At 68.1% G+C, this 22,566-nt stretch carries 24 protein-coding genes; 11 read left to right on the forward strand and 13 right to left on the reverse strand.

All coding sequences use genetic code 11. From position 1 onward, the window contains the following. The 3 genes from V6M46_RS13385 to V6M46_RS13395 form a co-directional block, all read right to left on the reverse strand. A partial coding sequence (locus V6M46_RS13385) for an energy-coupling factor transporter transmembrane component T family protein (RefSeq protein WP_332665956.1) occupies nt 1-576 on the reverse strand: 576 nt, incomplete at its 3' end. After that, nucleotides 573-1,271 carry an energy-coupling factor ABC transporter ATP-binding protein gene (locus V6M46_RS13390; protein WP_332665961.1) on the reverse strand — a complete coding sequence of 233 codons (699 nt, stop codon included), beginning with the start codon at nt 1,269-1,271 and terminating at the stop codon, nt 573-575. The genes V6M46_RS13385 and V6M46_RS13390, both read right to left, overlap by 4 nt. Nucleotides 1,272-1,273: 2 nt before the next feature. Then, nucleotides 1,274-1,864, reverse strand: coding sequence for a biotin transporter BioY (locus tag V6M46_RS13395; protein WP_332665964.1), 591 nt, complete (start codon nt 1,862-1,864; stop codon nt 1,274-1,276). 96 nt (nt 1,865-1,960) lie between these two features. Between V6M46_RS13395 and V6M46_RS13400 the strand changes: the two genes are divergently transcribed. Further along, complete coding sequence (locus tag V6M46_RS13400; RefSeq protein WP_332665966.1) at nt 1,961-2,539, forward strand: TetR/AcrR family transcriptional regulator C-terminal domain-containing protein; 579 nt, start codon at nt 1,961-1,963, stop codon at nt 2,537-2,539. 68 nt (nt 2,540-2,607) lie between these two features. Here V6M46_RS13400 and V6M46_RS13405 read toward each other — a convergent pair whose 3' ends face one another. The 3 genes from V6M46_RS13405 to V6M46_RS13415 form a co-directional block, all read right to left on the reverse strand. Then, nucleotides 2,608-4,065, reverse strand: a complete 1,458-nt coding sequence (locus tag V6M46_RS13405) for a GuaB1 family IMP dehydrogenase-related protein (protein WP_332665968.1) — start codon at nt 4,063-4,065, stop codon at nt 2,608-2,610. A gap of 34 nt (nt 4,066-4,099) precedes the next feature. Then, nucleotides 4,100-4,273, reverse strand: coding sequence for a hypothetical protein (locus tag V6M46_RS13410; protein ID WP_332665971.1), 174 nt, complete (start codon nt 4,271-4,273; stop codon nt 4,100-4,102). Between the two features lie 71 nt (nt 4,274-4,344). Next, the gene (locus V6M46_RS13415) at nt 4,345-5,025 is read right to left on the reverse strand and encodes a class I SAM-dependent methyltransferase (protein WP_332665974.1); all 681 of its coding nucleotides are present in this window, start codon (nt 5,023-5,025) and stop codon (nt 4,345-4,347) included. A gap of 49 nt (nt 5,026-5,074) precedes the next feature. Between V6M46_RS13415 and V6M46_RS13420 the strand changes: the two genes are divergently transcribed. Next, complete coding sequence (locus tag V6M46_RS13420) at nt 5,075-5,791, forward strand: oxidoreductase (RefSeq protein WP_332665977.1); 717 nt, start codon at nt 5,075-5,077, stop codon at nt 5,789-5,791. 42 nt (nt 5,792-5,833) lie between these two features. After that, the gene (locus tag V6M46_RS13425) at nt 5,834-6,736 is read left to right on the forward strand and encodes an SGNH/GDSL hydrolase family protein (RefSeq protein ID WP_332665980.1); all 903 of its coding nucleotides are present in this window, start codon (nt 5,834-5,836) and stop codon (nt 6,734-6,736) included. An 87-nt stretch (nt 6,737-6,823) separates the two neighbouring features. On the opposite strand, the gene V6M46_RS13430 is transcribed toward V6M46_RS13425, so the two are convergent. After that, the gene (locus V6M46_RS13430) at nt 6,824-7,798 is read right to left on the reverse strand and encodes a UDP-glucuronic acid decarboxylase family protein (RefSeq protein WP_332665984.1); all 975 of its coding nucleotides are present in this window, start codon (nt 7,796-7,798) and stop codon (nt 6,824-6,826) included. Between the two features lie 175 nt (nt 7,799-7,973). Here V6M46_RS13430 and V6M46_RS13435 point away from each other — a divergent pair, with 175 nt between their 5' ends. From V6M46_RS13435 to V6M46_RS13450, 4 genes are all read left to right on the forward strand, one after another. Next, nucleotides 7,974-8,789, forward strand: coding sequence for an FkbM family methyltransferase (locus tag V6M46_RS13435; RefSeq protein ID WP_332665987.1), 816 nt, complete (start codon nt 7,974-7,976; stop codon nt 8,787-8,789). Nucleotides 8,790-8,970: 181 nt separating this feature from the next. Beyond that, a complete protein-coding gene (locus V6M46_RS13440; protein WP_332665989.1) occupies nt 8,971-10,026 on the forward strand; it encodes a glycosyltransferase family 61 protein in 1,056 nt (351 codons plus the stop codon). A 68-nt stretch (nt 10,027-10,094) separates the two neighbouring features. Beyond that, nucleotides 10,095-11,081, forward strand: a complete 987-nt coding sequence (gmd, locus tag V6M46_RS13445) for a GDP-mannose 4,6-dehydratase (protein ID WP_332665992.1) — start codon at nt 10,095-10,097, stop codon at nt 11,079-11,081. Beyond that, a complete protein-coding gene (locus V6M46_RS13450; RefSeq protein WP_332665995.1) occupies nt 11,078-12,061 on the forward strand; it encodes a GDP-mannose 4,6-dehydratase in 984 nt (327 codons plus the stop codon). Before gmd ends, V6M46_RS13450 begins: the two co-directional genes overlap by 4 nt. A gap of 68 nt (nt 12,062-12,129) precedes the next feature. Here V6M46_RS13450 and V6M46_RS13455 read toward each other — a convergent pair whose 3' ends face one another. The 3 genes from V6M46_RS13455 to V6M46_RS13465 form a co-directional block, all read right to left on the reverse strand. After that, the gene (locus V6M46_RS13455) at nt 12,130-12,969 is read right to left on the reverse strand and encodes a glycosyltransferase (RefSeq protein WP_332665998.1); all 840 of its coding nucleotides are present in this window, start codon (nt 12,967-12,969) and stop codon (nt 12,130-12,132) included. 73 nt (nt 12,970-13,042) lie between these two features. Next, on the reverse strand, nt 13,043-13,834 hold the full coding sequence (locus tag V6M46_RS13460) for a class I SAM-dependent methyltransferase (RefSeq protein ID WP_332666001.1): 792 nt from the start codon (nt 13,832-13,834) through the stop codon (nt 13,043-13,045). Nucleotides 13,835-13,914: 80 nt separating this feature from the next. After that, entirely contained in the window at nt 13,915-15,321 is a 1,407-nt protein-coding gene (locus V6M46_RS13465) for a lipopolysaccharide biosynthesis protein (protein ID WP_332666004.1), read from the reverse strand. Nucleotides 15,322-15,517: 196 nt separating this feature from the next. Here V6M46_RS13465 and V6M46_RS13470 point away from each other — a divergent pair, with 196 nt between their 5' ends. Then, nucleotides 15,518-16,345 (forward strand): sulfotransferase domain-containing protein, encoded by an 828-nt coding sequence (locus V6M46_RS13470; protein WP_332666007.1) that lies wholly within the window; start codon nt 15,518-15,520, stop codon nt 16,343-16,345. An 87-nt stretch (nt 16,346-16,432) separates the two neighbouring features. Continuing rightward, the gene (locus V6M46_RS13475; RefSeq protein ID WP_332666010.1) at nt 16,433-17,404 is read left to right on the forward strand and encodes a GDP-L-fucose synthase family protein; all 972 of its coding nucleotides are present in this window, start codon (nt 16,433-16,435) and stop codon (nt 17,402-17,404) included. A gap of 15 nt (nt 17,405-17,419) precedes the next feature. Here V6M46_RS13475 and V6M46_RS13480 read toward each other — a convergent pair whose 3' ends face one another. Next, a complete protein-coding gene (locus V6M46_RS13480; RefSeq protein ID WP_332666013.1) occupies nt 17,420-18,010 on the reverse strand; it encodes an acyltransferase in 591 nt (196 codons plus the stop codon). Nucleotides 18,011-18,044: 34 nt separating this feature from the next. Here V6M46_RS13480 and V6M46_RS13485 point away from each other — a divergent pair, with 34 nt between their 5' ends. Next, nucleotides 18,045-19,139 carry a glycosyltransferase family 4 protein gene (locus tag V6M46_RS13485; RefSeq protein WP_332666041.1) on the forward strand — a complete coding sequence of 365 codons (1,095 nt, stop codon included), beginning with the start codon at nt 18,045-18,047 and terminating at the stop codon, nt 19,137-19,139. 63 nt (nt 19,140-19,202) lie between these two features. On the opposite strand, the gene V6M46_RS13490 is transcribed toward V6M46_RS13485, so the two are convergent. Continuing rightward, a complete protein-coding gene (locus V6M46_RS13490) occupies nt 19,203-20,198 on the reverse strand; it encodes a hypothetical protein (protein ID WP_332666015.1) in 996 nt (331 codons plus the stop codon). Between the two features lie 141 nt (nt 20,199-20,339). On the opposite strand from V6M46_RS13490, the gene V6M46_RS13495 reads away from it, so the two are divergent. After that, nucleotides 20,340-21,281 (forward strand): FkbM family methyltransferase, encoded by a 942-nt coding sequence (locus V6M46_RS13495; RefSeq protein ID WP_332666018.1) that lies wholly within the window; start codon nt 20,340-20,342, stop codon nt 21,279-21,281. A 63-nt stretch (nt 21,282-21,344) separates the two neighbouring features. Here V6M46_RS13495 and V6M46_RS13500 read toward each other — a convergent pair whose 3' ends face one another. Then, the gene (locus V6M46_RS13500) at nt 21,345-22,562 is read right to left on the reverse strand and encodes a glycosyltransferase family 4 protein (protein ID WP_332666020.1); all 1,218 of its coding nucleotides are present in this window, start codon (nt 22,560-22,562) and stop codon (nt 21,345-21,347) included. Nucleotides 22,563-22,566 lie beyond the last annotated feature (4 nt).

Below are 22,566 nucleotides of genomic sequence, written 5' to 3' on the forward strand. Positions count from 1 at the left end.
GCCGGTGTCGTACGCATGGGCGACCGTGCGGATCGCCATCGGGACGAGCAGCGCCCGCGGACTTCGTTCGAGACCACGAGCCTTCGCGGCGGCCCGTGTCTCGTGGGCGATCTCGAGGATGCCCGGGATTGCCCGGATCATGAGCGAGAACGCCAGGGCGACACGTTCGGGATTGACGCCCACGCGGCGGAACGGGCCCAGGCCGCGCACGATCGCGTCGAGCATCGAGTCGATCGACGTCGTCGCGGTGAAGACCAGGGCGGCGATGACCACGGCCAGCAAGCCGGCTACGACGTGGATCGCCGTCGGCCAGCCGCGCTGCCAGACCTGGAACGCCGTGACCAGAACGATGACGAGCAGCAGTGGCCGCACGGCTCGCAGGGTCGCTCGCAACGGCATGCGTACCCAGGCGGAGAGCAGCGCGGCGAATCCGAGGAATCCCAGCGCGGTCCACACGCCGGGGACGACGACCGTGGCGATGCTGAACGCGGCGAGCAGGCCCAACTTCGGGCCGGCGGGGATCCGGTGCACCAGGGTCCTGCCCGGCCGGTAGCTGCCGATCAGGAACTGGCTCATCTGGCGACCTGGTGGCGGTAGTACGCGACGGCGTCGGCAGGTGGACCGTCGAACGCCACGCGGGCGTCGTCGATGACGAGTGCGCGCTCGCAGCGCAGCGCCAGATCGAGGTCGTGCGTCACCAGGATCAGCTGTTGCCGGAGTGCGAACAGCCGGTCGGCGATCAGTCCCGTGTTGCGCAGGTCGAGCAGCGTGGTCGGCTCGTCGGCGACGAGGATCTCCGGATCCGTCGCAAGGACGCCGGCCAGGGCGAGCAGCTGCTTCTGGCCGCCGGAGAGGGTGTGCACGCTGGTGTCGGCCTTGTCGATGAGGTCGATCCCCGCGAGGATCTCGCGCGCCTTCGCGAGCCGCTCCTTCTTGTCCTTGACCGTGCGGCGGAGGGACAGGGCGATGTCCTCGACGCACGTCGGCATCACGAGCTGAGCGCCCGGGTCGGTGAACACGAAGCCCACCTGACGACGTACCGCCGCTCCGTCACGGCTGGTGTCGAGGCCGTTGACCGTGACGCGGCCGCTGCTCGGCTCGACGAGCCCGTTGAGCAGGCGCGCGAGGGTCGACTTCCCGGAGCCGTTGCTGCCGATCAGGGCGATCCGTCGCTCGGTGAGGCTCAGCGTCGTGGACTGCAGAAGCGTGAGGTCGCCGCCCGGAGTGGCTACCGAGACGACGACCTCGTCGAGCTGGATCGCAGGCGTCACGCTCAGCGCTTGGCGACCAGCTGCGGGAACGCCCGATGGACCGCGGCCGCGACGACTGCGGCCAGGACGCCCTTGATGATGTCGGCGACGAAGAACGGAGTGGCATAGCCCCAGGCCACCTTGAGACTGACGTCGAGCTTGAGGGCCATGCCGATCGTGCCGAGCGTTCCGACGACGGCGATCGTGACGATCGCCGCGGCGATCGAGACCGCAACTGTGAATGCAGCCGGGTTGGTGCGTCCCACGCGACTCGCGACGAGCCCGACGATGAACGCCGCGATCGGGAAGGCGAGCAGGTAGCCGGCGGTGACGCCGACCCACACCGACGGACCGCCGTGGCTCTCGGCGAAGATCGGCACGCCGGCCGTGCCGACCGCGAGGTAGAGGAGCACGGCGAGGAACCCACGCCTGGCGCCGAGCACTGCGCCGGCGAGGAAGATGCCGAACATCTGGAGCGTGAACGGGACGCCGACGCCGGTGACGCTGAAGCCGCCGATGATCGTGCACACCGCGATCAGGGCGGCGAAGGTGGCGATGAGCGCGAGGTCGGTCGTGGACACGGCCTGCTTGCGCGACGAGATGATGCTGGGCATGGGTCTCCTGAGGACGTACCTGAACGATGCTCAGGTGAACGGCGTTCAGGCTAGCCTATAGGCTGGACAGACCGTCAATTCGAGCCGGAGGCCCGCGTGCGCTATCACCGTTCCGACATCGTCGAACGCGCTGTCGGGATCCTCGACATGTACGGGCTGCCGGACATGTCGATGCGCCGCATCGCCTCGGAGCTGGGGCTCCAGCCCAGCGCGCTCTACCACCACTTCGCCAACAAGCAGGTGCTCCTCGCCGCGGTCGCCGACGAGCTGCTGGCGCGCGGTGCTCGCCCGCTGCCCGCGGACGAGCCGTGGGACCGGCAGGTCCTCGCGGTGAGCCGTGAGCTGCGCGACGCGATGCTGGCCTACCGCGATGGTGCCGAGCTGATCGCGACGGTCCACGCCTTCGGACTCGGCGCGGTGTCGCTCAACAGCCGGCTCGCGGGCGCGATCTCGGTGGGCGGCTTCGACGAGGCCTTCGCGCGGTCGGCCGCGACGACGATCCTCTACTTCGTGTTCGGCCACGTCTCGGACGAGCAGACCCATCTGCAGGCCAACAGCGTCGGCGCGATCGATGACGAGCCGCTCGACCGGGCCGGCGCCGAGTCGTTCGAGCTCGGCCTCAGCCTGATCCTCGACGGTATCCGCCTCCACGAGTCCGCAACGGCACCGAACTAGCCAACCCGAGCCGTTGACCCGGCCATGACGGGCGAAGCGAGCAGGCGGCCTCGAACCGCGGCCGCCTACTACCAACTCGCGTGCAGTGGGCGTCCTTCTTCGTAGCCTGCCGAGCTCTGCACGCCGACGATCGCGCGCTCGTGGAACTCCGTGAGCGAGCGAGCCCCGGCGTACGTCGCGCTCGACCGTACGCCGGCCGTGATCGCGTCGACGAGGTCCTCGACGCCGGGACGATCGGGGTCGAGGAACATGCGTGACGACGAGATGCCCTCCTCGAACAGGGCCATGCGGGCCCGCTCGAACCCGGCGGCGTCGCGCGTGCGGTTGGACACCGCGCGGGCCGACGCCATGCCGAACGACTCCTTGTACGGCCGCCCGTCGGGGCCGACCTTGAGGTCGCCGGGGCTCTCGAGCGTGCCCGCGAACCACGAGCCGACCATGACGCTGGCGGCACCGGCGGCCAGCGCCAGGGCGACGTCGCGGGGGTAGCGGACGCCACCGTCGGCCCATACGTGCGCGCCGAGCTCACGGGCGGCCGCGGCGCACTCGAGGACCGCGGAGAACTGCGGCCGACCGACACCGGTCATCATGCGCGTCGTGCACATCGCGCCGGGCCCCACGCCGACCTTGACGATGTCGGCGCCGGCGGCGACCAGGTCGCGCACGCCGTCGGCCGACACGACGTTGCCGGCGGCGATCGGGACACGATGGCCCGACGTCGACTCGTACGCGTCGCGGGCGGCGACGACGACGGGCAGCGCCTCGAGCATCTTCTCCTGGTGGCCGTGCGCGGTGTCGACCACCAGCACGTCGATGCCCATGCCGAGCAGCTCCGTGGCCTTGCCGGAGACGTCACCGTTGATGCCCACCGCTGCGCCGATCACGAGGGCGCCGGATGCGTCGACCGCGGGCTGATAGATCGTCGAGCGCAGCGCGCCCTTGCGGGTCAGCACCCCGACGAGCTGCCCGCCGTCGAGCACCGGCGCGAAGTCGATGTGGTGCGCGGACATCTCGTCGAAGCAGGTATGCGGATCGGTGCCGGCGTCGAACGTCAGGATGTCGGTCGTCATGACCTCGTGGACCTGCGCGAAGCGATCGATCTCTGCGCCGTCGCTCTCGCTGACGATGCCGAGCACCTTGCCGTCCTCGACCACGACGACCGCTCCGTGTGCCCGCTTGGGGATCAGGCTCATCGCCTCGCCCACCGTCGTCGACGAGCCGACCGTGACGGGGGTGTCGTAGACCGTGTGCGCGGCCTTCACCCGCTGGATCGTCGCCGCGACGATGTCGAGCGGGATGTCCTGCGGGATGATCGCGATGCCACCGCGTCGCGCGATGGTCTCGGCCATGCGCCTGCCGGAGATCGCGGTCATGTTGGCGACGACGAGCGGCAACGTCGTGCCGACGCCGTCTGACGTCGAGAGGTCGACGTCGAACCGGCTCGTGACGCTGGACCGCCCCGGGACCATGAACACGTCGTTGTAGGTCAGGTCGTACGCGGGCTGCAGATCGTTGAGGAACTTCACCGCACAATTCTAGGTCGCCGGTGGGCGGATGCGCTCAGGCGCTGCGGCGTGAGGCCCGGGCCGCCTCGTAGGGGGCGTCGACGAGGAACGCGATGCCGCACTGACGGCAGATGCCGGTGCCCGACTCGAGGTCCTCGGGCAGGTCGATCTCGCCGTCGCAGGTCTCGCACACCATCGCGAGTCCGATCAGTGCCAGTGAGTTTCGCATGTCAGCCCTCCTTCCCTCATTCACCACGATAAGAACCGAGACGGACAAATTCGGGACCCGCGCGCGTTTCGTCAGCGGAAGTCGAGCAGCAGCGTGTCAGGCGGCTCGACCTCTTGCTCCATGCTCGACTTGTCGACCTTGGCGCGTACGCAGAATGTCTCGTGGCGCATGCGCAGGAAGCCGGTCTGGGCTCCGTAGCTCATGAACAGCTCGCGCACCTGCGACAGCGAGGACTGGGCGACGGACGGGTGCCGCGTTGCCTCGGCGAAGCGCATCAGGCCGGGCAGGTCGAGCTTCTCCCACGTGCCGAACTCCTGCGTCTCGGGCTCGTGGAACAGACCCGAGGCGCTGAACGTGTCGACGGGGGTGGCCGCCGCGCCGCGGTCGCCGGTGATCTCCCGGAGCTTGCGCATCCATGGGATCGAGTCGTCGTAGTGCTGCGAGATCGTCGACAGCAGCCCGTCGGGCCGAAGCACGCGTGCATACTCGGCGAGCGCGGTGGGTGCCTCACGTAGCTCGGGCGCGATCACGACGTCGAACGCGCCGGCCAGGAACGGCAGCCGCTCGCCCCGGCTTCGGACGTACTGGATGTCCTCGTGGCGGCTCGCGGTGACGTCGTCCCCCGCGACGACGACCTCGTGGCCCTGTTCGGCCAGCTGATAGGCGAGTGACGTGTCACCGAGGTGAAGGACGCACGCCAAACGGTCCCCGACCAGCCACTTGGCGGTGCGATCTTCGGGGGAGTCGTTCATCTTCCTCAGGCTACCGGTCGGGGTGAGGGGCGGCCGGTACGCTTCGGGCGTGTCCGATCCGTTCATCTCGGCTGCCCTGCTCGAGGGCATCCCCTCGACCTACGCCGGCACTCGCGACGGCATCGACTCGATGCTGCGCGACCGCGGCCTGCGCCGCAGCACGCCCGAGGACACCGCGCACTCGCTGCTGCTGGGCGCCGCGGCCACCGCGTCGCTCGAGGGCAGCACGTACGACGTCGAGGTGCTCGCGGCGGGCGGTGGTGATGAGGTCGCTCGCGGGGCCGTCCGGCTGTCAACTGAGCTGCTCGGCCTGCTGCCGGTGTGGCAGCACTCACCGGTCCAGGCGCTTGCGCGTATGCACGCCATCGCTGCCGCGGGCTCTGTCGACGACATCGACCTCGGCCGCCCGGTCAACCCCGAGGGTGTCGCCCGCCTGACCGCGCTCGCCGCGATGCTGGGCGAGCCGACCGAGGCTCCGGGTCTCGTGGTGGCTGCGCTGGTGCATGCCGAGATCGCCGTCGCCGGGGCGTTCGCGACGCACAACGCCGTCGTGGGCCGGGCCGCCGAACGGCTCGTGCTCGTCGCCAAGGGGGTCGACCCGGCGTCCGTCACGGTTCCCGAGGCCGGCCACGCCGCCGAGCCCGACGGCTACCGCGCCGCCCTGACGGCATACGCGGGCGGCGAGCCCACGGGCGTTCACCAGTGGCTGATGTACGCCTCGCAGGCGTTTACCCGCGGGGCCGAGGCCTCGCCGCTCGCGCACTGAGCCCAGGACCTGGCCGGGGCGGTGCGCCGCTAGCATGTCGGCATGGCGCGATCATCACACAAGCTCGTGCTCTCGGGGATGATCGGACTGCTTGCGATCCTGACCGCATGCCAGGGGTCCGATTCCTCCACCTCGCGGACGACTCCGACCGGTGATCCCAGCACGATCCGTCACTACGTCGCCATGGGCGACTCGTTCACGTCGGGGCCAGGCATCTCACCCGGGCAATCCGACTCGGACATCTGCCTCAGGTCGGAGCGCAACTATCCCCACCTGCTCGCCGAACAGCTCGCCGTCTCGAAGTTCGACGACGTGAGCTGCGCAGGCGCGTCGACGACCCAGGTCATGCAGGACGTACCGGCCGATGATCTCGACGTCCAGTCGGCCAAGGCGCAGACCGCCGCGATCAACAGGCAGACCGACCTCGTCACGATCGGGATCGGGTTCAACAACGGCCTGCTTGCGTCGAAGCTCTTCAACGTGTGCGTGACCGGCCCTCAGGTGGCGGCCAAGCCCTGTCGCGACTTTGTCGACGGCACGATGCCATCGATGCTGCCGACCCAGCGTGGCCAGGTGCTCGCCACGCTGCGCACGATCCGCGCGAAGGCGCCCCGGGCCACCATCGTCCTCGTCGGCTACCTGCCGCTCGTCCCCGAACCCAGCACCTGTTCCGCCCCCGTCCTCGATCCCGGGAAGGCCGAGGCTGTGTTCGATGCCGAGCGCGCGATCGAGGACAACCTGAGCGACGTCGCCGAGGAAGCCGGTGTCGGATTCGTGACGATGCGTCGTCTGGCGGCCGGCCACGGGATCTGCGACGGCGCCGACGCATGGGTGAACGGACGGACCGTGCAACGCGATGGCGACGGCATGGTGCTTCATCCCCGGGCAGCGGGCATGACCGCCGTGGCCGCAGCCGTGCGAGAACATCTCGAGAGCTCGCGGTAGCCGTAGCGAGGCTCGCCGGTACCGACGGTCACTGCGCGCGTTCGGCGGCACAGGCCCGACAGCCCACGGCTCATGCAGCCGCGTGGGTCACGCCTTCACCAATCGGCGGAAGTACTCCACGGTCGGCTCCAGGCCCTCGTCGAGAGCGATCGTCGGACTCCAGCCCAGCACCCGCCGCGCCTGCTCGATGTCGGGCCTGCGGCGTACCGGGTCGTCGGTGGGCAGCTGCTCATGGACGAGCTTGCTGCCGCTGCCGACGAGCTCGATGATCTTCGCGGCGAGCTCGAGCATCGTGAACTCCCCGGGATTCCCGAGATTGATCGGCCCGGTGACCTCACGCGGGCTGTCCATCAGCGCGATCAGGCCGGTGACCAGGTCGTCGACGTAGCAGAACGACCGTGTCTGCTCGCCGTCACCGAAGACCGTGAGGTCGTCGCCGTTGAGCGCCTGCATGATGAAGTTGGAGACCACCCGTCCGTCGTTCGGCATCATGTTCGGGCCGTAGGTGTTGAAGATCCGGGCGACCTTGATCGGCAGGTCGTGCTGGCGGTGGTAGTCGAAGAAGAGCGTCTCGGCACAGCGCTTGCCCTCGTCGTAGCAGGAGCGAAGGCCGATCGGGTTCACGTTGCCCCAGTACGACTCCTCCTGCGGGTGCACGGCAGGGTCGCCGTAGACCTCCGAGGTCGACGCGAGCAGGATCTTCGCGCCGGTGCGCTTGGCCAGACCGAGCATGTTGATCGTGCCGTGCACGCAGGTCTTGGTCGTCATCACCGGGTCGCGCTGGTAGAACACCGGCGAGGCCGGGCAGGCGAGGTGGAAGATCTCGTCGACCTCGACGTAGAGCGGGAAGGTGACGTCGTGCCGCATCAGCTCGAAGCGCGGTTCGTCGAGCAGGTCGTACACGTTCGCTCGGGTGCTCGAATAGAAGTTGTCCACGACGAGCACGTCGTGCCCTTGGTCGAGCAACCGCCGGGTCAGGTGCGAGCCGATGAACCCGGCACCTCCGGTCACCAGCACCCGCTTGGGTGGGCTCGGTACGTCAGGGGCCGGGTTGGGGATCATGACCGGAAACCTAGCTGACGGCCGAACTCGCCGTCCATCGAACCCGGTCGACGCACGGTGCCGGGTGACGCAGAGTCCCACGAGAGTTGCGCCGGGTGACGTTCACGCCTGTCGTACGATGACAGCCCTGTCTGTGCCGTGGCGCGCCTCGTGCCCCAATGAAAGGCTCTCCGAGATGGCTCGCAACATTCCCCTGGCCTTCCGGCGGATGCGTCAGACCATCGCCGCCTTCGACAACGGTCCCCGCCTTCTCCTCGACATGGCCAGGCAGTCGGCCACCGGCCAACCGAGTGAGATCACATTCCGGGGCCGTGACGGGGCCGTCGCGACGATCCCCAACCGCGCGGGCGCTCGCGTCCCGGTCTACGAGATCCTCGTCGAGGACGAGTACCGCTTGGCCTGGTTCACCGCGGATCTCGGTGACGAGCCGGTGGCGCTGGACATCGGAGCGCATGTCGGTTGCTTCTCCATCGCGTTCGCGCATCGCCATCCCGGTGCCCGCGTCGATGCCTACGAGGCCTCGCCTTCGACGTCGGTCTACCTGCGTCGCAACATCGACGACAACGGTCTCGCTGATCGGGTCCACGTCAACAACCGTGCCGTGCAGGCCGTGGCCGGCGAGCTCGAGCTGGCCGACAATGGCGCAGCGAGCGGGCACAACGGTGTGCTGCACCTCAAGGAAGGCGTGCGCCGGGTGACCGTGCCGAGCGTGGCGATGGCTGACGTGCTGAGTATCAGTGGCCGGCCGGTCGACCTGGTCAAGATCGACACGGAGGGCGGCGAGTACGACATGGTTCTGGGGTCGCGACCCGAGGACTGGGCAGGCGTCCGACGGGTGGTGCTCGAGTATCACGACCTGCCCGGGCACTCGTGGGAAGAGCTCGAGGACTTCTTCGCCGAAGCCGGGCTGTCGGTCGTGCACCGTGAGAAGTTCCTTCCGCGTCTTGGCATGGCATGGCTGTCGCGAGACCCGATGGGCAGTCCGGCTTGACCGCGCGGCTTGGCGGCCGCGAATGACGCGGCTTCCCTCCCGGCTCCAGCCGCTGTGGCCATTCGTGAAACGTCTGCATCGCCTTGCGTCCCTGGTGTCGGGCGTTGTCGGGCGTTGCACCGGATGGTTGTACGGCGCTCGAGCCCTGCCGAGGCGCGGTACCGAGTCGGCTGACCAGACCGTGGCACTCGAGCCCGGCGCCGTGTCACTCCACCGCCTTGCGGAAGGCGAGTCGATCCGCCGGGTGGTCGCGACGGGTACTCCGCCCGAGCACTGGGTCTTCGCTCGGAAGACCACGTTCGACGTGGCTCCCCGATTCTCCCTCGAGATCCAGCGGGGCATCGTGGTGGGTGACTACGGCGCCAACATCACGCCGGGTGGGATCCTCGACTACGAGACGAGCGAGTACTTCGGCCTCTCGGGATGGAAGGAGCATCCGCTGTTCCTTCGCAGGCGGCTTCCCCCCATCGAGGACGTCGATGGCACGGTGGTCGCGTTGGCGAGCCGCGGGGGCAGCCACAACTACTTTCACTTCCTGCTCGACGTGCTTCCGAGGTTCGGCGTGTTCGAGGACACGATGCCGGGCCGACGCGCTGACGCGCTCTACGTGCCGGCGGGCACCGCATACCAGCGCACGTTCCTCGAGCTGGCAGGTCTCGACGGCTATCGGATCATTCCCGCCGCGAACGATCGGGCCGTCCGCGCTGATCACCTGGTCGTCCCGTCCCTTCCCAATCGCATGGAGGTCGCGCCGACGGCCACGGTGACGTGGCTTCGCTCGCGCCTGCCACCGAAGCACCTCGACGACAAGCCCCGCCGCATCTACGTCACTCGCGGTGACCGGCCCAACACCAGGCGATTGGTCAGGGAGGCAGAACTGCTGGCTCTGCTGGAGCCGCGCGGCTTTGTCAGCGTGAATCCCGGCCAGTTGTCTGCGCAGGAGCAGATCGACGTGTTCGCCGCCGCCGAGGTGGTCGTCGCTCCGCACGGAGCCGCGTTGACCAACCTGCTGTTCGTCAGTCCCGGCACCCGCGTGCTGGAGCTGTTCGCCTCGAACTACGTCAACTCGTGCTTCTGGGCCATCACCCAGGGCATCCCCGACGTGGACCACCGCTACCTGATGGACGCCGGCGCGTCGAGGCACGGTCCGGGTGATCCGATGAACAAAATTCAGGCCGACATCGACCTCGATCCCGCTGCCGTCATGGAGGCGGTCGACGCGCTCCTGGACGAGTAGGGCAGTTGCGTGCATCGACTCGGCCCCGCGTCCGTAGACTGAGCCACACCTCGACCACAGGACGGTACATGAAGCGCGCTTTCATCACAGGGATCACAGGCCAGGACGGCTCCTACCTCGCCGAGCTCCTGCTCGCCAAGGGGTACGAGGTCCACGGCCTCGTACGCCGATCGTCGTCGTTCAATCGCGGTCGTATCGACCCGATCCACGACAATGATCCTGAGGCTGCCAAGCGGCTCTTCCTCCACTACGGCGACATGACCGATGGTGTGAGCCTGGTCAACCTGATCCGTGAGATCCGGCCCGATGAGGTCTACAACCTCGCCGCCCAGAGCCACGTCAAGGTGTCGTTCGAGATGCCCGAGTACACCGCGTCGGCCGACGGCATCGGCACCATCCGGCTGCTCGAGGCGATCCGTGCCGCGAAGCTCGAGACCCGCTTCTACCAGGCGTCGACGTCCGAGATGTTCGGGGCGACGCCCCCGCCCCAGGACGAGAAGACGATGTTCTACCCGCGGTCGCCCTACGGCGCCGCCAAGCTCTACGCCCACTGGGTGACGGTCAACTACCGCGAGGCGTACGACATGTTCGCCGTCTCGGGCATCCTGTTCAACCACGAGTCGCCGCGCCGCGGCGAGACCTTCGTGACTCGCAAGATCACGCGCGCCGTGGCACGCATCAAGGCCGGCACGCAGGACGATCTGGTGCTCGGCAACATCGACGCGGTCCGCGACTGGGGATACGCCAAGGAGTACGTCGAGGGGATGTGGCGGATGCTCCAGCACGACGAGCCGACCGATTTCGTCCTCGCGACCGGCACCGGGACCACGGTCCGCGAGTTCTGTGAGATGGCGTTCTCGCACGCCGGGCTCGACTGGCAGGACTACGTCAAGTACAGCGAACGGTACGAGCGACCCACCGAGGTCGACGCTCTGCTCGGCGACCCGGCAAAGGCCAACGATCTGCTCGGCTGGAAGGCCGAGACCGGCACCGAGCAGCTCGCCCGCCTCATGGTTGACGCTGACATCGAGCTGTACGAGTCGTCGCGGGCGTGACGCAGACCGCCCTGATCACGGGGGTCACAGGCCAGGACGGTGTGCTGCTGGCGCGGCACTTGAGGTCCGCGGGCTATCGCGTCGTGGGGACGACCCAGCCCGGTAAACCATCGACGCTGCGTCCCTATCTGCACGGCGTGGTCATCGAGGAGCACGACCTGCGCGATGGCCCGGGATTCGACCGGCTGCTGAAGACGTACGTGCCCGACGAGGTCTACAACCTCGCCGGATTCACATCGGTGAGCTCGAGCTGGGATGACCCCGCCCTGGTGTTCGACGTCAACACGGTTGCTGTCGACCACATGCTCGGGTCACTGGCACGGTGTGCGGGCGTCAGGTTCTTCCAGGCGTCCAGCTCCGAGGTGTTCGGCCCGGATGCCCCCAACCTGCAGGACGAGCTCACGCCGCACGATCCACAGAACCCGTACGCCGAGTCCAAGAGCCGGGCCCACGATGCCACGGTTCGCGCGCGGGAGGGCGGCCTGTTCGCCTGCATCGGGATCCTCTACAACCACGAGAGCCCGTTGCGGCCCACGCAGTTCGTGACCCGCAAGATCACCCGCGCTGCGGCCGAGATCGGCGAAGGTATGCGCGACACCGTCGCGCTGGGCAACCTCGACGTGTCACGGGATTGGGGTCCCGCCCGCGACTACGTCATCGCGATGCATGCGGCGCTCCGCCAGGAGACTCCCACGGACTACGTGATCGCCACTGGGCAGCTCCACACGCTGGGAGAGCTGCTCGAGACGGCATTCGCGGCGGTGGAGATCGACGATCCGTGGAAGTACGTCGAGCAGGACGCGGCGCTGCTTCGCAAGGCCGATGCACCAGGTCTCAGCGGCGACGCCAGCAAGGCCCGCGACCTGCTGGGCTGGTCGCCGAGCGTGACGTTCGAGGAACTGGTGCACGAGATGGTCGCCGTCGACCAGCTACGCGTGCGGACGGGTGTCGAGGAGCACGTCTCCTACCTGGACCGCTGACGATCCTGTGCCGGGCGTGCCGCCTCTCGACGGGCCGGGCAGCGCTGAACCGCGCCCGGCTCGAGCGACTATCCGCGACCCGCGGGCTCCGGCCTGGTTCGGGCGGATCTGCGAAGGCGCCAGTTCGAGTACCACGACGCCTTGCGCAGGGGAACGGCGAGAAACCAGAGGCAGTCGCCGACGAACGCGACGTAGGACAGTGCCTTTCCGCGGAGTCCGACGGCGTAGCGGCGGCGGTAGACCATCCCCTCGCGCAGCAGCGCCGCGTCCATGCCGCCGGTCTTGCTGCCCGTGTACCAACGGAAGCCGGCCAGCGTCTCGGGGATCTGGACGGCCGAGCGCAGCTGAGCCAGACGCATCCAGAGGTCACCATCCATGACGAAGTAGAGGCCTGCGTCGAAACCGCCCACCTCGCGAACGGCGTCGGTCTTGGCGAAGATCGCGCCAGAGAAGACCGTCGGCCGCCACAACAAGCTCATGGGCTCGAACGTGGTGGGGACCTTGTGCCGCAGCAGCGTTCCGTCGGCAGCAAGGATGTACCAGGACCCGAAGACCACCTTCACCTCCGGGTGAAGCTCCCATGCTCGGCGGACGGCGTCCAACGCGCCCGGGTGCAGGAGGTCGTCGGCGTTGAGCCAGCCCATCACCGGATTGCCGGCGCGGCGCAGAGCCCGGTTGAGGGCGTCGGCCTGCCCGTCGTCGGGTTCGCTCACGATCTTGAGCTGTGGGTAGGCGGCGAACTCGGCGGCGATCCGCTCGATCGAACCGTCCGTCGAACCGGCGTCCTGGATCAGGAGCTCGTCGTCAGCACGCATCTGCTCCAGTGCGCTCCGCACTGCGTCGACGAGATAGTCGCCGGCGTTGTACGACGGCGTGAGGATGGAAATGGCAGGACCTGCACTGGCCAACGGAACCCCTAATGATGAACGAGAGGCACGAAGCCTCTCTGGTTTCTGAAACGGTCGTCGAGCCGTGGCCCGCCTACACCTCGTCGCGTTGGACGTCGACCTGAGTGTTCGCGGTCTCTTGACTCAAGGTCGCCAGCGCCGACTCGGCATCCACGTCGGTCAGGGGCTTTGCCCTGTCACGCATGCGGAGTGCCCGCGCCACGAATCGCGCGTAGCGCACATCCTTGATCACGCGTTCGGACGTCCGGCTCAGTGGCCGGCGTGAGAAGACATGCAGGTTCAAGCCATTGGTGACCACCTGCATGCCGACCCGGTCGGCGATTGCCGTCAGTGCGGCCGGTGTGTAGAAGGTGATGTGCTGCCCGAGGTCAGGGATCAGGTACCACCAGTCCGTGATGTCCTCGATCGGGTCGGGCACCAGGACCGTCGAGACGATGATCAGCTCCGCGTGCCGTGACAGTGTCTCGATCAGCTCCAGCGGGTCCGAGAGGTGCTCGAGCACCTCGATCAGCGTGACTGCACCGTAGTCGCCCTCGATCTCGCCCTCGAAGGTCTGCGCGAACAGGTTCTCGGCGAGCGGATCCTGGTGGTACATGTCGATGCCGCGGTCGCGCAGCTGCCGAGTCAGCAGCCCGTACCCGCCGCCGTAGTCGAGGTGTCGGCGACGGCCGAGCTTCTCGGCGCGTACCACCGCTTCGGTGACCCGCGCCGCGTAGAGGCTGCGCGTCAGGATGCCGACGTCGATGGCTGCGATCGGGTCTGCGTAGGCGGCATCGAGCCAGTCAGGCTCGGGGAACTCGTAGAGGCCACATCGTTCGCAACGGTAGAGGTCCGTCGGCACCCGGCGCACGGGCAGACGCACCACGCATTCGAGCTCGTGCCCGCAAGCCCGACATGGATACTTCATGGCGTTCATCTGACAAACCCTATGCTGCGGAGACGGCGTCATCCGCGCGGCATCGCCGCACGCTCGTCTCCCGGCGGTGTGGAGGACGCTTCGGCCTCGCCCGCGCCGGCGGGATCGTGGATCGTGAGCCTGCTGAACTCGCGCTGGGTGAGGACGATCACCGGGCCCGCCAGGACGAGCACGAGGGCCGCGAGGCTCCCGAGGATCGGGCCGGTGATGCCGACGTGGTGCGTGAGCACGATGGACAGCACCAGGTTGACGACGGTCATCACCACGCCCAGAAGGGCGATCGCCTTGACCTTCTCGACTGCCGCGAGCAGGTAGACGGACTGCGTGACGAACGTGGACACCACGGTGTAGACGCCGAGCGCGATCAGGAGTGGCATGGTCGGCTTGAGCGACTCGCCGACCCAGATCACCGACAGCCACTGGCCCAGCACGACCAGGACGAGACAGGCGAAGGCGTTGATCGACGTCGACACGACGAGAGTCCGGCGGTAGCGCGAGCGCGCCCAGTCGACGTGCCCTCGGGTGATCGCGTCGGCGAGGGCCGGCCACATCTGCTGGCCGGCGAGGCTGAGGGTGCCGCCCACGAGGATGAACATCCGCGCCGCCAAGGAGAACACGGCGGCGTCAGCGGCACCGAGGATCGAGGAGACCACGAGCGAGTCGATGTTGTACGAGATCACCGTGCAGATGCTCATGATCGCGAACAAGCCACCGGACCGGATCAGCGCCAGGGCCGTGCCGAGCGAGACCGCCAGCGATTGTGGCCGCAGGTGCGGGAACCGGCGCCAGAAGACCCATGCCGTCTGCAGGATCGCGAAGACCGTCGGCGTGCCGGCGATCGCCAGCACGTAGAGCCAGGACGGCGCGTCGGAGAACGAGAAGGCCGACACCAGCACCAGGACGACGATGCTGTTGACGGCATTCCACACGTGCACGACGTATCCGCACTGCATCGCCGCCAGGATCCGGGCGCCGATGCTGGCGGGGATCGAGAGACCGCCACAGATGAACACGATGAGGACCGCCAGGCGGAGAGATCCCTGCGGCAGGTGCTCGGCTCCGAGCAGGCTCGGCCACGGCAGGACGTACGCGCCGATGGCGCCGGCGGCGAGGAAGATCGCCCCGGTGCCCATGAGGGTGCTGAACGTGGTCCCGACGAGAGAGCGGGCGGCCTTCGTGTCGTCGCGCGCGTGCACGGCCGGCAGACGGGTCATCAGCAACGCCCCGAGACCGAAGTCACCGAAGCCCAGGAACACGGCGAGCGTTGTCAGCACGACGACGACGCCGACCTCTGACTGTGACAAGGCACGAGCGGCGATGGCAAGCGTGAGCAGCAACGCCAGGGCCATCACCAGGCGGGAGACAACCGCGGCTCCGGCTGCGTGTACGACCGCGCGGTCGCGGGTGCGACCATGCACCTCGTCGAGGTTGCTCACCGACCTGCCTCCCTGGCGACCCAGCCTGAGTCGCCAGCACCATTGTGCACGGCGCTCTGGTTGTTCCGCGGGATCGGTCGAGTCCGGATGCGCAGGTCGGGTAACCTGACGCCACCTGACGCGCCGTCGGCCGACCAGGAGAAAGGCAAGATACGTGACCGCAGAACGTAGCTTCCCCACTCATGTTCGAGACCTCGTGACCACATCGGTCAACTGGGCACCGGCACGAACCACGGTCAAGCGTGGTGCGCATGCGGCGGCTCATGCTCGCGGTCGCTACCTCGCGGCGCGAGGGGATCTGCCGGACATCGCGAACGTCTACGCCGCGTCCTGCCCCAAGGCCGGCAGCCAGTGGACCAAGGCTCTCTTCGACCACCCGATCGTGCGAGCCCACACCGGACTGTTCACTCTGCCCCAGTTCGCGTACTACCGAGGTCGCCGCCGAGCCTTCCCCGCTGCGACGTTCGTGCCCGGCGTCTACCTCTCGTACCCGGCGTACGCGAGCCTCCCCAAGCCGTACTCGCACCGCACGGTGTATGTGTTCCGCGACCCTCGCGACATCGTCGTGTCGGGCTATTTCGCGTCCTTCGGCGCGCATCCAGACATGCTGGGCCTCGCCGAGCGTCGCGAGAAGATGAGCTCGATGTCGGTCGAGGAAGGCTTGCTCTACTCGCTGCAGGAGAGCGCGCACCACTTCCGAGACATGGCCACCTGGGTCGACGTCGCGGACGAGCGCGTCGCGACGTGGCGCTTGGAAGACATCAGCGCCGATCCGGAGGCCACCGTGCCGAAGATCCTCGCCCACTGCGGCGTGAACCTCTCCGACGGCGAGCTCGCGCAAGTGCTGGACGAGACGTCGCGCGAGGCGCTGCAACGCCAGGATCTCGCGCGCCGGGCCCCTGGCGCCGACTCCCACTACCGGGTGACCCGGCAGAGCTTCCGTGAGCTGTTCGGCGCCGAGCACTACGAGGCGGTCGAGAACGTGGTGCCGGGGCTCGTCGAGCGACTCGGCTACCCGGCGTGAGTCCTTCCCGGATGTCGATTGCCACGACTGCCGCGGGCGCCGGTATTGTTGTGGCCGTCGCGGTTTCACTATCGAGGAGTGCCCAGCGTGGTCGCTGAGATCGAAAGGTCGTCGCGGTTCTATGTCGCGGGTCATCGTGGTCTGGTTGGTTCGGCAGTGTGGCGGGCAGCGGAGGCTGCTGGCTTCGAGAACCTGATCGGTCGTACGTCCTCGGAGCTGGATCTTTGTGATCGTGACGCGACGATGGCGTTCTTCGAGGCCGAGCGGCCCGAGGTCGTCGTGATGGCTGCGGCGCGGGTGGGTGGCATCCTGGCCAATTCGACCTATCCGGCCGAGTTCATCTCGGAGAACCTTCGGGTGCAGGTCAATGTGCTGGATGCGGCGCAGAAGAGTGGCGTGGAGCGGTTGCTGTTCCTCGGGTCGAGCTGCATCTATCCGAAGTTCGCTGAGCAGCCCATCCGGGAGGAATCCTTGATGACGGGGCCGCTGGAGCCCACCAATGATGCGTACGCGATCGCCAAGATCGCCGGCATCTTGCAGGTTCAGGCGATTCGTCGCGAGTACGGGTTGAACTTCATCTCGGCGATGCCGACGAATCTGTATGGTCCCAACGACAACTTCGACCTGGCGACGTCTCACGTCCTGCCGGCTCTGATTCGGCGTGCTCACGAGGCGAAGATGTCGGGGGCCGAGACGATGACGATCTGGGGGACGGGTCAGCCGCTGCGTGAGTTCATGCATGTTGATGACCTGGCCCGGGCGTGCTTGTTCTTGCTGGAGAACTACTCGGACCCCAATCCGATCAACATCGGCACCGGGATCGACATCTCGATCGGGGAGCTCGCCCAGCTCGTCGCTGATGTCGTGGGGTGGGACGGGCGCATCGAGTACGACTCGTCCAAGCCGGACGGCACGCCGCGCAAGCTGTTGGATGTCTCGCGTCTGCAGGCTCTGGGGTTCGAGTCCTCGATCGACCTCGCGACCGGTCTGAAGGACACGTATGACTGGTACTGCCAGCAGCCCCACTTGGCCGACGGACCGGCCGGCCCCAACCGCTGAACCGCGCGGCCCGGCTCAGACCAAGGTCTTGACGACGCGGGCGGGATTGCCCGCGACGATCACGCCCGCCGGCACCTCGCCTTTCACGACTGCGGCGGCCGCCACCACCGAGCCGTCGCCGATGCGCGTACCGGGAAGCACGTAGGCACCTGCCCCGATGAACACGTCGGCCCCGATCACGACCGCGTCCTCAGGACGGGGCTCGGGGATCGGAGCGAACCGCCGCCCCTCGGCTGCCAGCGGATGGAAGTTGGTGTCGATGACGGTCACATTCGCCCCCAGCATCGTGCGGGCGCCGATCGTGATCCCGAGCACCGAGCAGATCGTGGCTCCACTCATGCCGACGTCGCTGGCAATGTCGATGCGTGCGCCGGCGCGGTAGGTCTGAACCATGCACGGGTGATTGAGCACCATCGTCGCCCGCGAGGGCGTCGACACGAGCTCGGAGCGCTCGCCGATCTGGATCGTCGAGCCGGGAAACGCCCGGATGATGGGCATGCCCACGAGTCGGGCCGAGCGTGGGACGATGATGCCCGTGCCGCGGACCCGACGGTGGATCAGCACCTGCTCCAGCGAGGCGACAGCGGCTCTGGGGGATTGAGGCATGCGACCACCGTACCGAGGAGCTTCCTTGCTGAATGTGACGTACGACGATCGGTTGTTCACGTTCCAGCGACGAGGTGGCCCCGCACGCTACTTCGCGGAGCTGATCACCACGTTTCGGACCAACCCCGAGCTGGGCATCGAGGTGGACACGCCGTTCACCTTCATCGAGACGGAATATCTTCTGCGCGCCGACCCGCGCTACCGCCGGCTGCGCCTGCCGGAGTCCCGCTACCGCATGCGAGCTGCGCGCGCGGCGAACAGGGTGCGGCAGGGGCCCCGGGTGAAAAAGGCCGAGATCCTGCACCACACCCAGTACTCGTCGAACGGACTGCGCGCGCCGGCCGCCGTGCGTGTGTGCACGGTGTACGACATGATCCCGGAGTTGTTTCCCGAGGTCTTCGAGGGGCGTGGACCGATCCCACAGCAGCGCAAGTCCGCCTATGTCGAGGCGTGTGATGCCATCGCGTGCATCTCGGAGTCGACGAAGGCCGATGTCCTCGCTCACTACGGCGACCTCGACAAGCCGGTCGTCGTCACCCCACTGGGAGCCGACGCTCGATTCTTCGCTGCCACTCCCGATCGGCGGGAGTCGCCGGACTTCGTCCTCTACGTCGGCACCCGCGACTTCTACAAGAACTTCGACGTCCTGCTCCGCGCGCTCGCGCGGATCGACGAGAACGGCACCGCGCCGCGCCTGCTCTGCGTCGGGCCGCCGTTGACCCCCGTCGAGCAGGAGCGCATCGCATCCCTGGGACTGACCGGCCGGGTCAGCCAGCGATCCGCGAGCGACGCCGAGCTTCCGGGCCTGTATGCCGCTGCGATGTGCCTGGTGTTCCCCTCGCGCTACGAAGGCTTCGGCCTGCCGACGGTGGAGGCGTTCGCCGCCGGTTGCCCGGTGGTGCTCGCGAACATGGCGTGCGCTGTCGAGGTCGGTGGCGAGGCCGCGCAGTACTTCGAGCCGGACGATGACGAGACGCTGGCCACGACCATCGCCCGCTTCGCGGGGGACCCGGCTGGTCGAGACCGCTGGATCGAGGCCGGCAGGGCGCGCGCGAGGGACTTCACCTGGCAGCGCACGGCGGAAGCGACTGCCGCGCTCTACCGGAGCGTGGCCGGCGCATCCGTCTGAGACCCGTCGAGGACACTCGGACCATCCTGGCCGCGGCTCCGATCGACGAGCCTCGGGCCATCGTCAGAGGGCCCGCTGGACAGCGTTCACGAGCAGCTCGGTGAGCCGCAGTCGGCCCGCGGCGTTGAGGTGCTCGCTCGCGTCCTCGGGGTCGATGAACTCCGAGGACGAGAAGATCGATCCGGTCCGCAAGATCTCGACGGAGTCGCCGAAGCCTTCCTGGAACGCGTCGCGCACGCACTTCTGGTTCTCCAGGGTCTGGGTACGGAATACCGGCCCGTGGAGCTCTTCGCCGCGCATGACTGGGACCGCGGTCTCATACGCCACCACCGGGCTGCCCATGCTCGCGATCCGCCGCCCCAGCTGCCGGACCGCCTCGAGAGGCGGCGCGTCCGGACCCACCCGCTCGCCGTGGTGGAACGCGTAGAGCAGCTTCTCGCGGCCCTCGCGGTCGAGGCCGAAGCGCTCGGGCTGCTTGAGGCGCCGGCGGAAGTCACCTATCGGCGCGGTCTCGCCGAACGCTGTGATCTCGAGTCTGTCGTAGGCCTCGAAGTCGGCCGGCGAGGAGGCGCGAACGGCCTTGCGAATGCGGCGGAGCGGGATGTCGCCGGGCATGCGGCTGATCGCCCGTACCGCCGCGCGGTAGGCATAGTTGGGGTGTTCGCTCCACGCGACGGTCACGAGTCGGGTCGTGAGCGGGACGATGACGACCGGACGGAAGCCGCCGCGCTGCGCCAGACCGAGGTAGGCGTCGATCAACCTGGCGTTGTAGCCGGCGCCGACCACGCCGTGCATGACGGTCTCGGGTCCGAGGGCATGCGCGATCATCGTGCCGAGGTGACGCTGGTCCTCGTCGTACGGCGCGGTGAACGCCCACATCGAGTCGCCTATCGCCAAGACGTCGACCGGGGAGTCCCGCAGCAGGCTCATCATGATGCGGGCGCGCCGCACCTCGAGGTTGTCCAGACGCTTGCGCAGGACCCGAACCCGCCTCCGCAGGGTCGAGACCTCTGGCGGCTGTGCAGGCGTGAGCCCTCGGGCTGATGCGATTCGTTCCATGCCGTCCCATCTCTGCGATGTCCCGTCCGGTTTTGACCGATTCAGCATGGCACAGACCCGAGCCCGACCGGGCGGCCTCGCGGCATGTGGCGTTTCCACCTCCGGCGGGGCGTCGGCCTTTGCTAGCCTCACCCTGTGCCAATGACGAAGCGCGACGAGACCCTCGGGTTCCTCGCCAGCATGATGCCGCAACGACGCCTGCTGGGCGACCAGAAGATCGTGCGGCGGGTGCAGGGAGTGGTGCTCGAGATGCCGCGCTCCCACATGCTCCCGGTCTATGCCCGGTTGCGTCCGACATACGGCCAGAACCTCGTCGAGCTCGCCGCCGGCCTCAAGGACTCGGCGCCCGACGAGACGCTCACCGTGATGGACGTCGGTGCCAACATCGGCGACTCGGCCCTGCAGATGATCGCCCGCACCGACGCCCGCGTCCTGTGCGTGGAAGGTGACCCCTACTGGGTCCGGTATCTCCGCGCGAATGTGGGCTCCGAACCCAACGCGGCCGTCGCGGAGGTGCTGCTGGCCCCCGACGACACCGACTGGTCGGCCGCCAGCCCGGTCCGCGAGCACGGCACGACCCGTTTCGTCAGCGACATCGCGGGCGACCGCTCACAGCCCATGGCCACCGCAGCGGAGCTCCGCCAGAAGTATCCCGAGTTCGACCAGCTGCGACTCCTGAAGAGCGACACCGACGGGTTCGACCCCGCGATCGTTCCTGCCGTCGCGCACGCCTGGCGCGACACTCGTCCCGTCCTGTTCTTCGAGTTCGACCCCACGCTGGCCCGTCTGGCCGGCAACGCGCACCCCAACAAGGTGTGGGACGACCTGATCGAGCTGGGCTACGACCGGCTCGCCATCTGGGACAACGCGGGTGACCCGCTGGGGCAGATGAGCATCCATGACGCGGCCGAGCACGCACGTACGCTCGAGCCCCGGCCGGTGCAGTACGGCTACCACTTCTGGGACGTCGCCGCCTGCCACGCCGACGACCAGGCCGCCCGTGACGTGTTCGACACGCTCGTGCCTGAGGAGTTCGACGTACGCGGCACGTGGCGCGACGGCCAACGACGCAGGCACCGGTAAGCCTCGCAGTCGCCCGCTGAGGGCGCTGGTGGCGCCGACCAGGAGCCGACAGCATCGCCGCAGCTAGTCGCGGGAGGCCGACACCGCCCTCGCGAGGATCACGCCGAAGTCGTCAGCGACCTTGTCGACGTCGAACTTGCGCTCGGCCTGTGCTCGGGTCTGTTCGCCGATCCCGGCGATGAGCGTGGGATCTGAGGAGAGCTTGGCGAGCCAGGCACTGGCACCCTTCGCCCCGACCTCGGTCGGATCGGCGACGAATCCGCCGCTCTCGACGATGTCCACGGCAGCGGGGTTGTCCGCGGGCATCAGCCCGAGGATCGGCCGGCCGGCCGCCATGTAGGAGAGCACCTTGCTCGGGATGGAGAACTTGGTGGCGTCCGGCTCCAGCAGCGCGACCAGGACGTCGGCCGAGCCGAGGACGTCGGGGAGGTCTTCAGCGGGCTGGAACGGGAGCACCCTGAGCGGGACGTTGCGGCTCCGCGCGAGCGCCTTCAGGTCGTCGGCACCCTCACCCTCGGAGATCACGGCCATTGCCGCCGACACGTCAAGGTCGAGCACACCCTGCAGGACATCCACGAGCAGCTCTGGGTTGTGCTTGCGGCCGAGCGTCCCGGCATAGACGAGCCGCAGGGTCACGGCGTCGTCGAACAGGTCGGCCGAGCGACGGTTGGCGCGGTCGGCCGGACGGACCTTGTCGAGGGGAGCCCAGTTGGGAATGACCGACACATTCGCCGGCGCGACCTTCCACCCCGGATAGACATCCCTGAACGCCTCGCCGATGGCGACCACGTGACTGGCGTTGCGCGCGCAGAACGCCTCCATCCGCTCGAACACCCGCGCACCGAGGCTGGCGAACGGTCGAGGTAGCCGGCGCCGCAGCTCGTCAGCGAGGCCGGCGCTGTAGATGTCCTGGTGCCACATCACGTACGGCAGCCTGGCCCGCTTGGCGTAACGCGCGAACCGGTACATCGAGATCAGCGGAAGATTGCAGGCGATGACGACATCAGTCTGCGCCAGCTTGAGCTGCTGGATCCACGCTTTCCCGTAGGCGAGCTCGAAGCGGAGCCGCCCCAACGGCGCGTACTTCTGAAACGGCAAGTCGATCATGTTTCCCGTGAACGACAGGGTCGGGCTGTCGTCGGGCTGAACCTCGAGGTGTCCCTTGCCGCTGACGTACTGGTCGCAGGAGACGTGCTCGACCTGGTGACCGACGGCGGCGAGCTTGCGGGACAGCTCCGCCTGGAAGGGGTGACCGGAGAAGTCGTGAAGTATGAGCTTCACGGCG

It is taken from the genome of Aeromicrobium sp., from assembly GCF_036676885.1.
Classification (GTDB): Bacteria; Actinomycetota; Actinomycetes; order Propionibacteriales; family Nocardioidaceae; genus Aeromicrobium.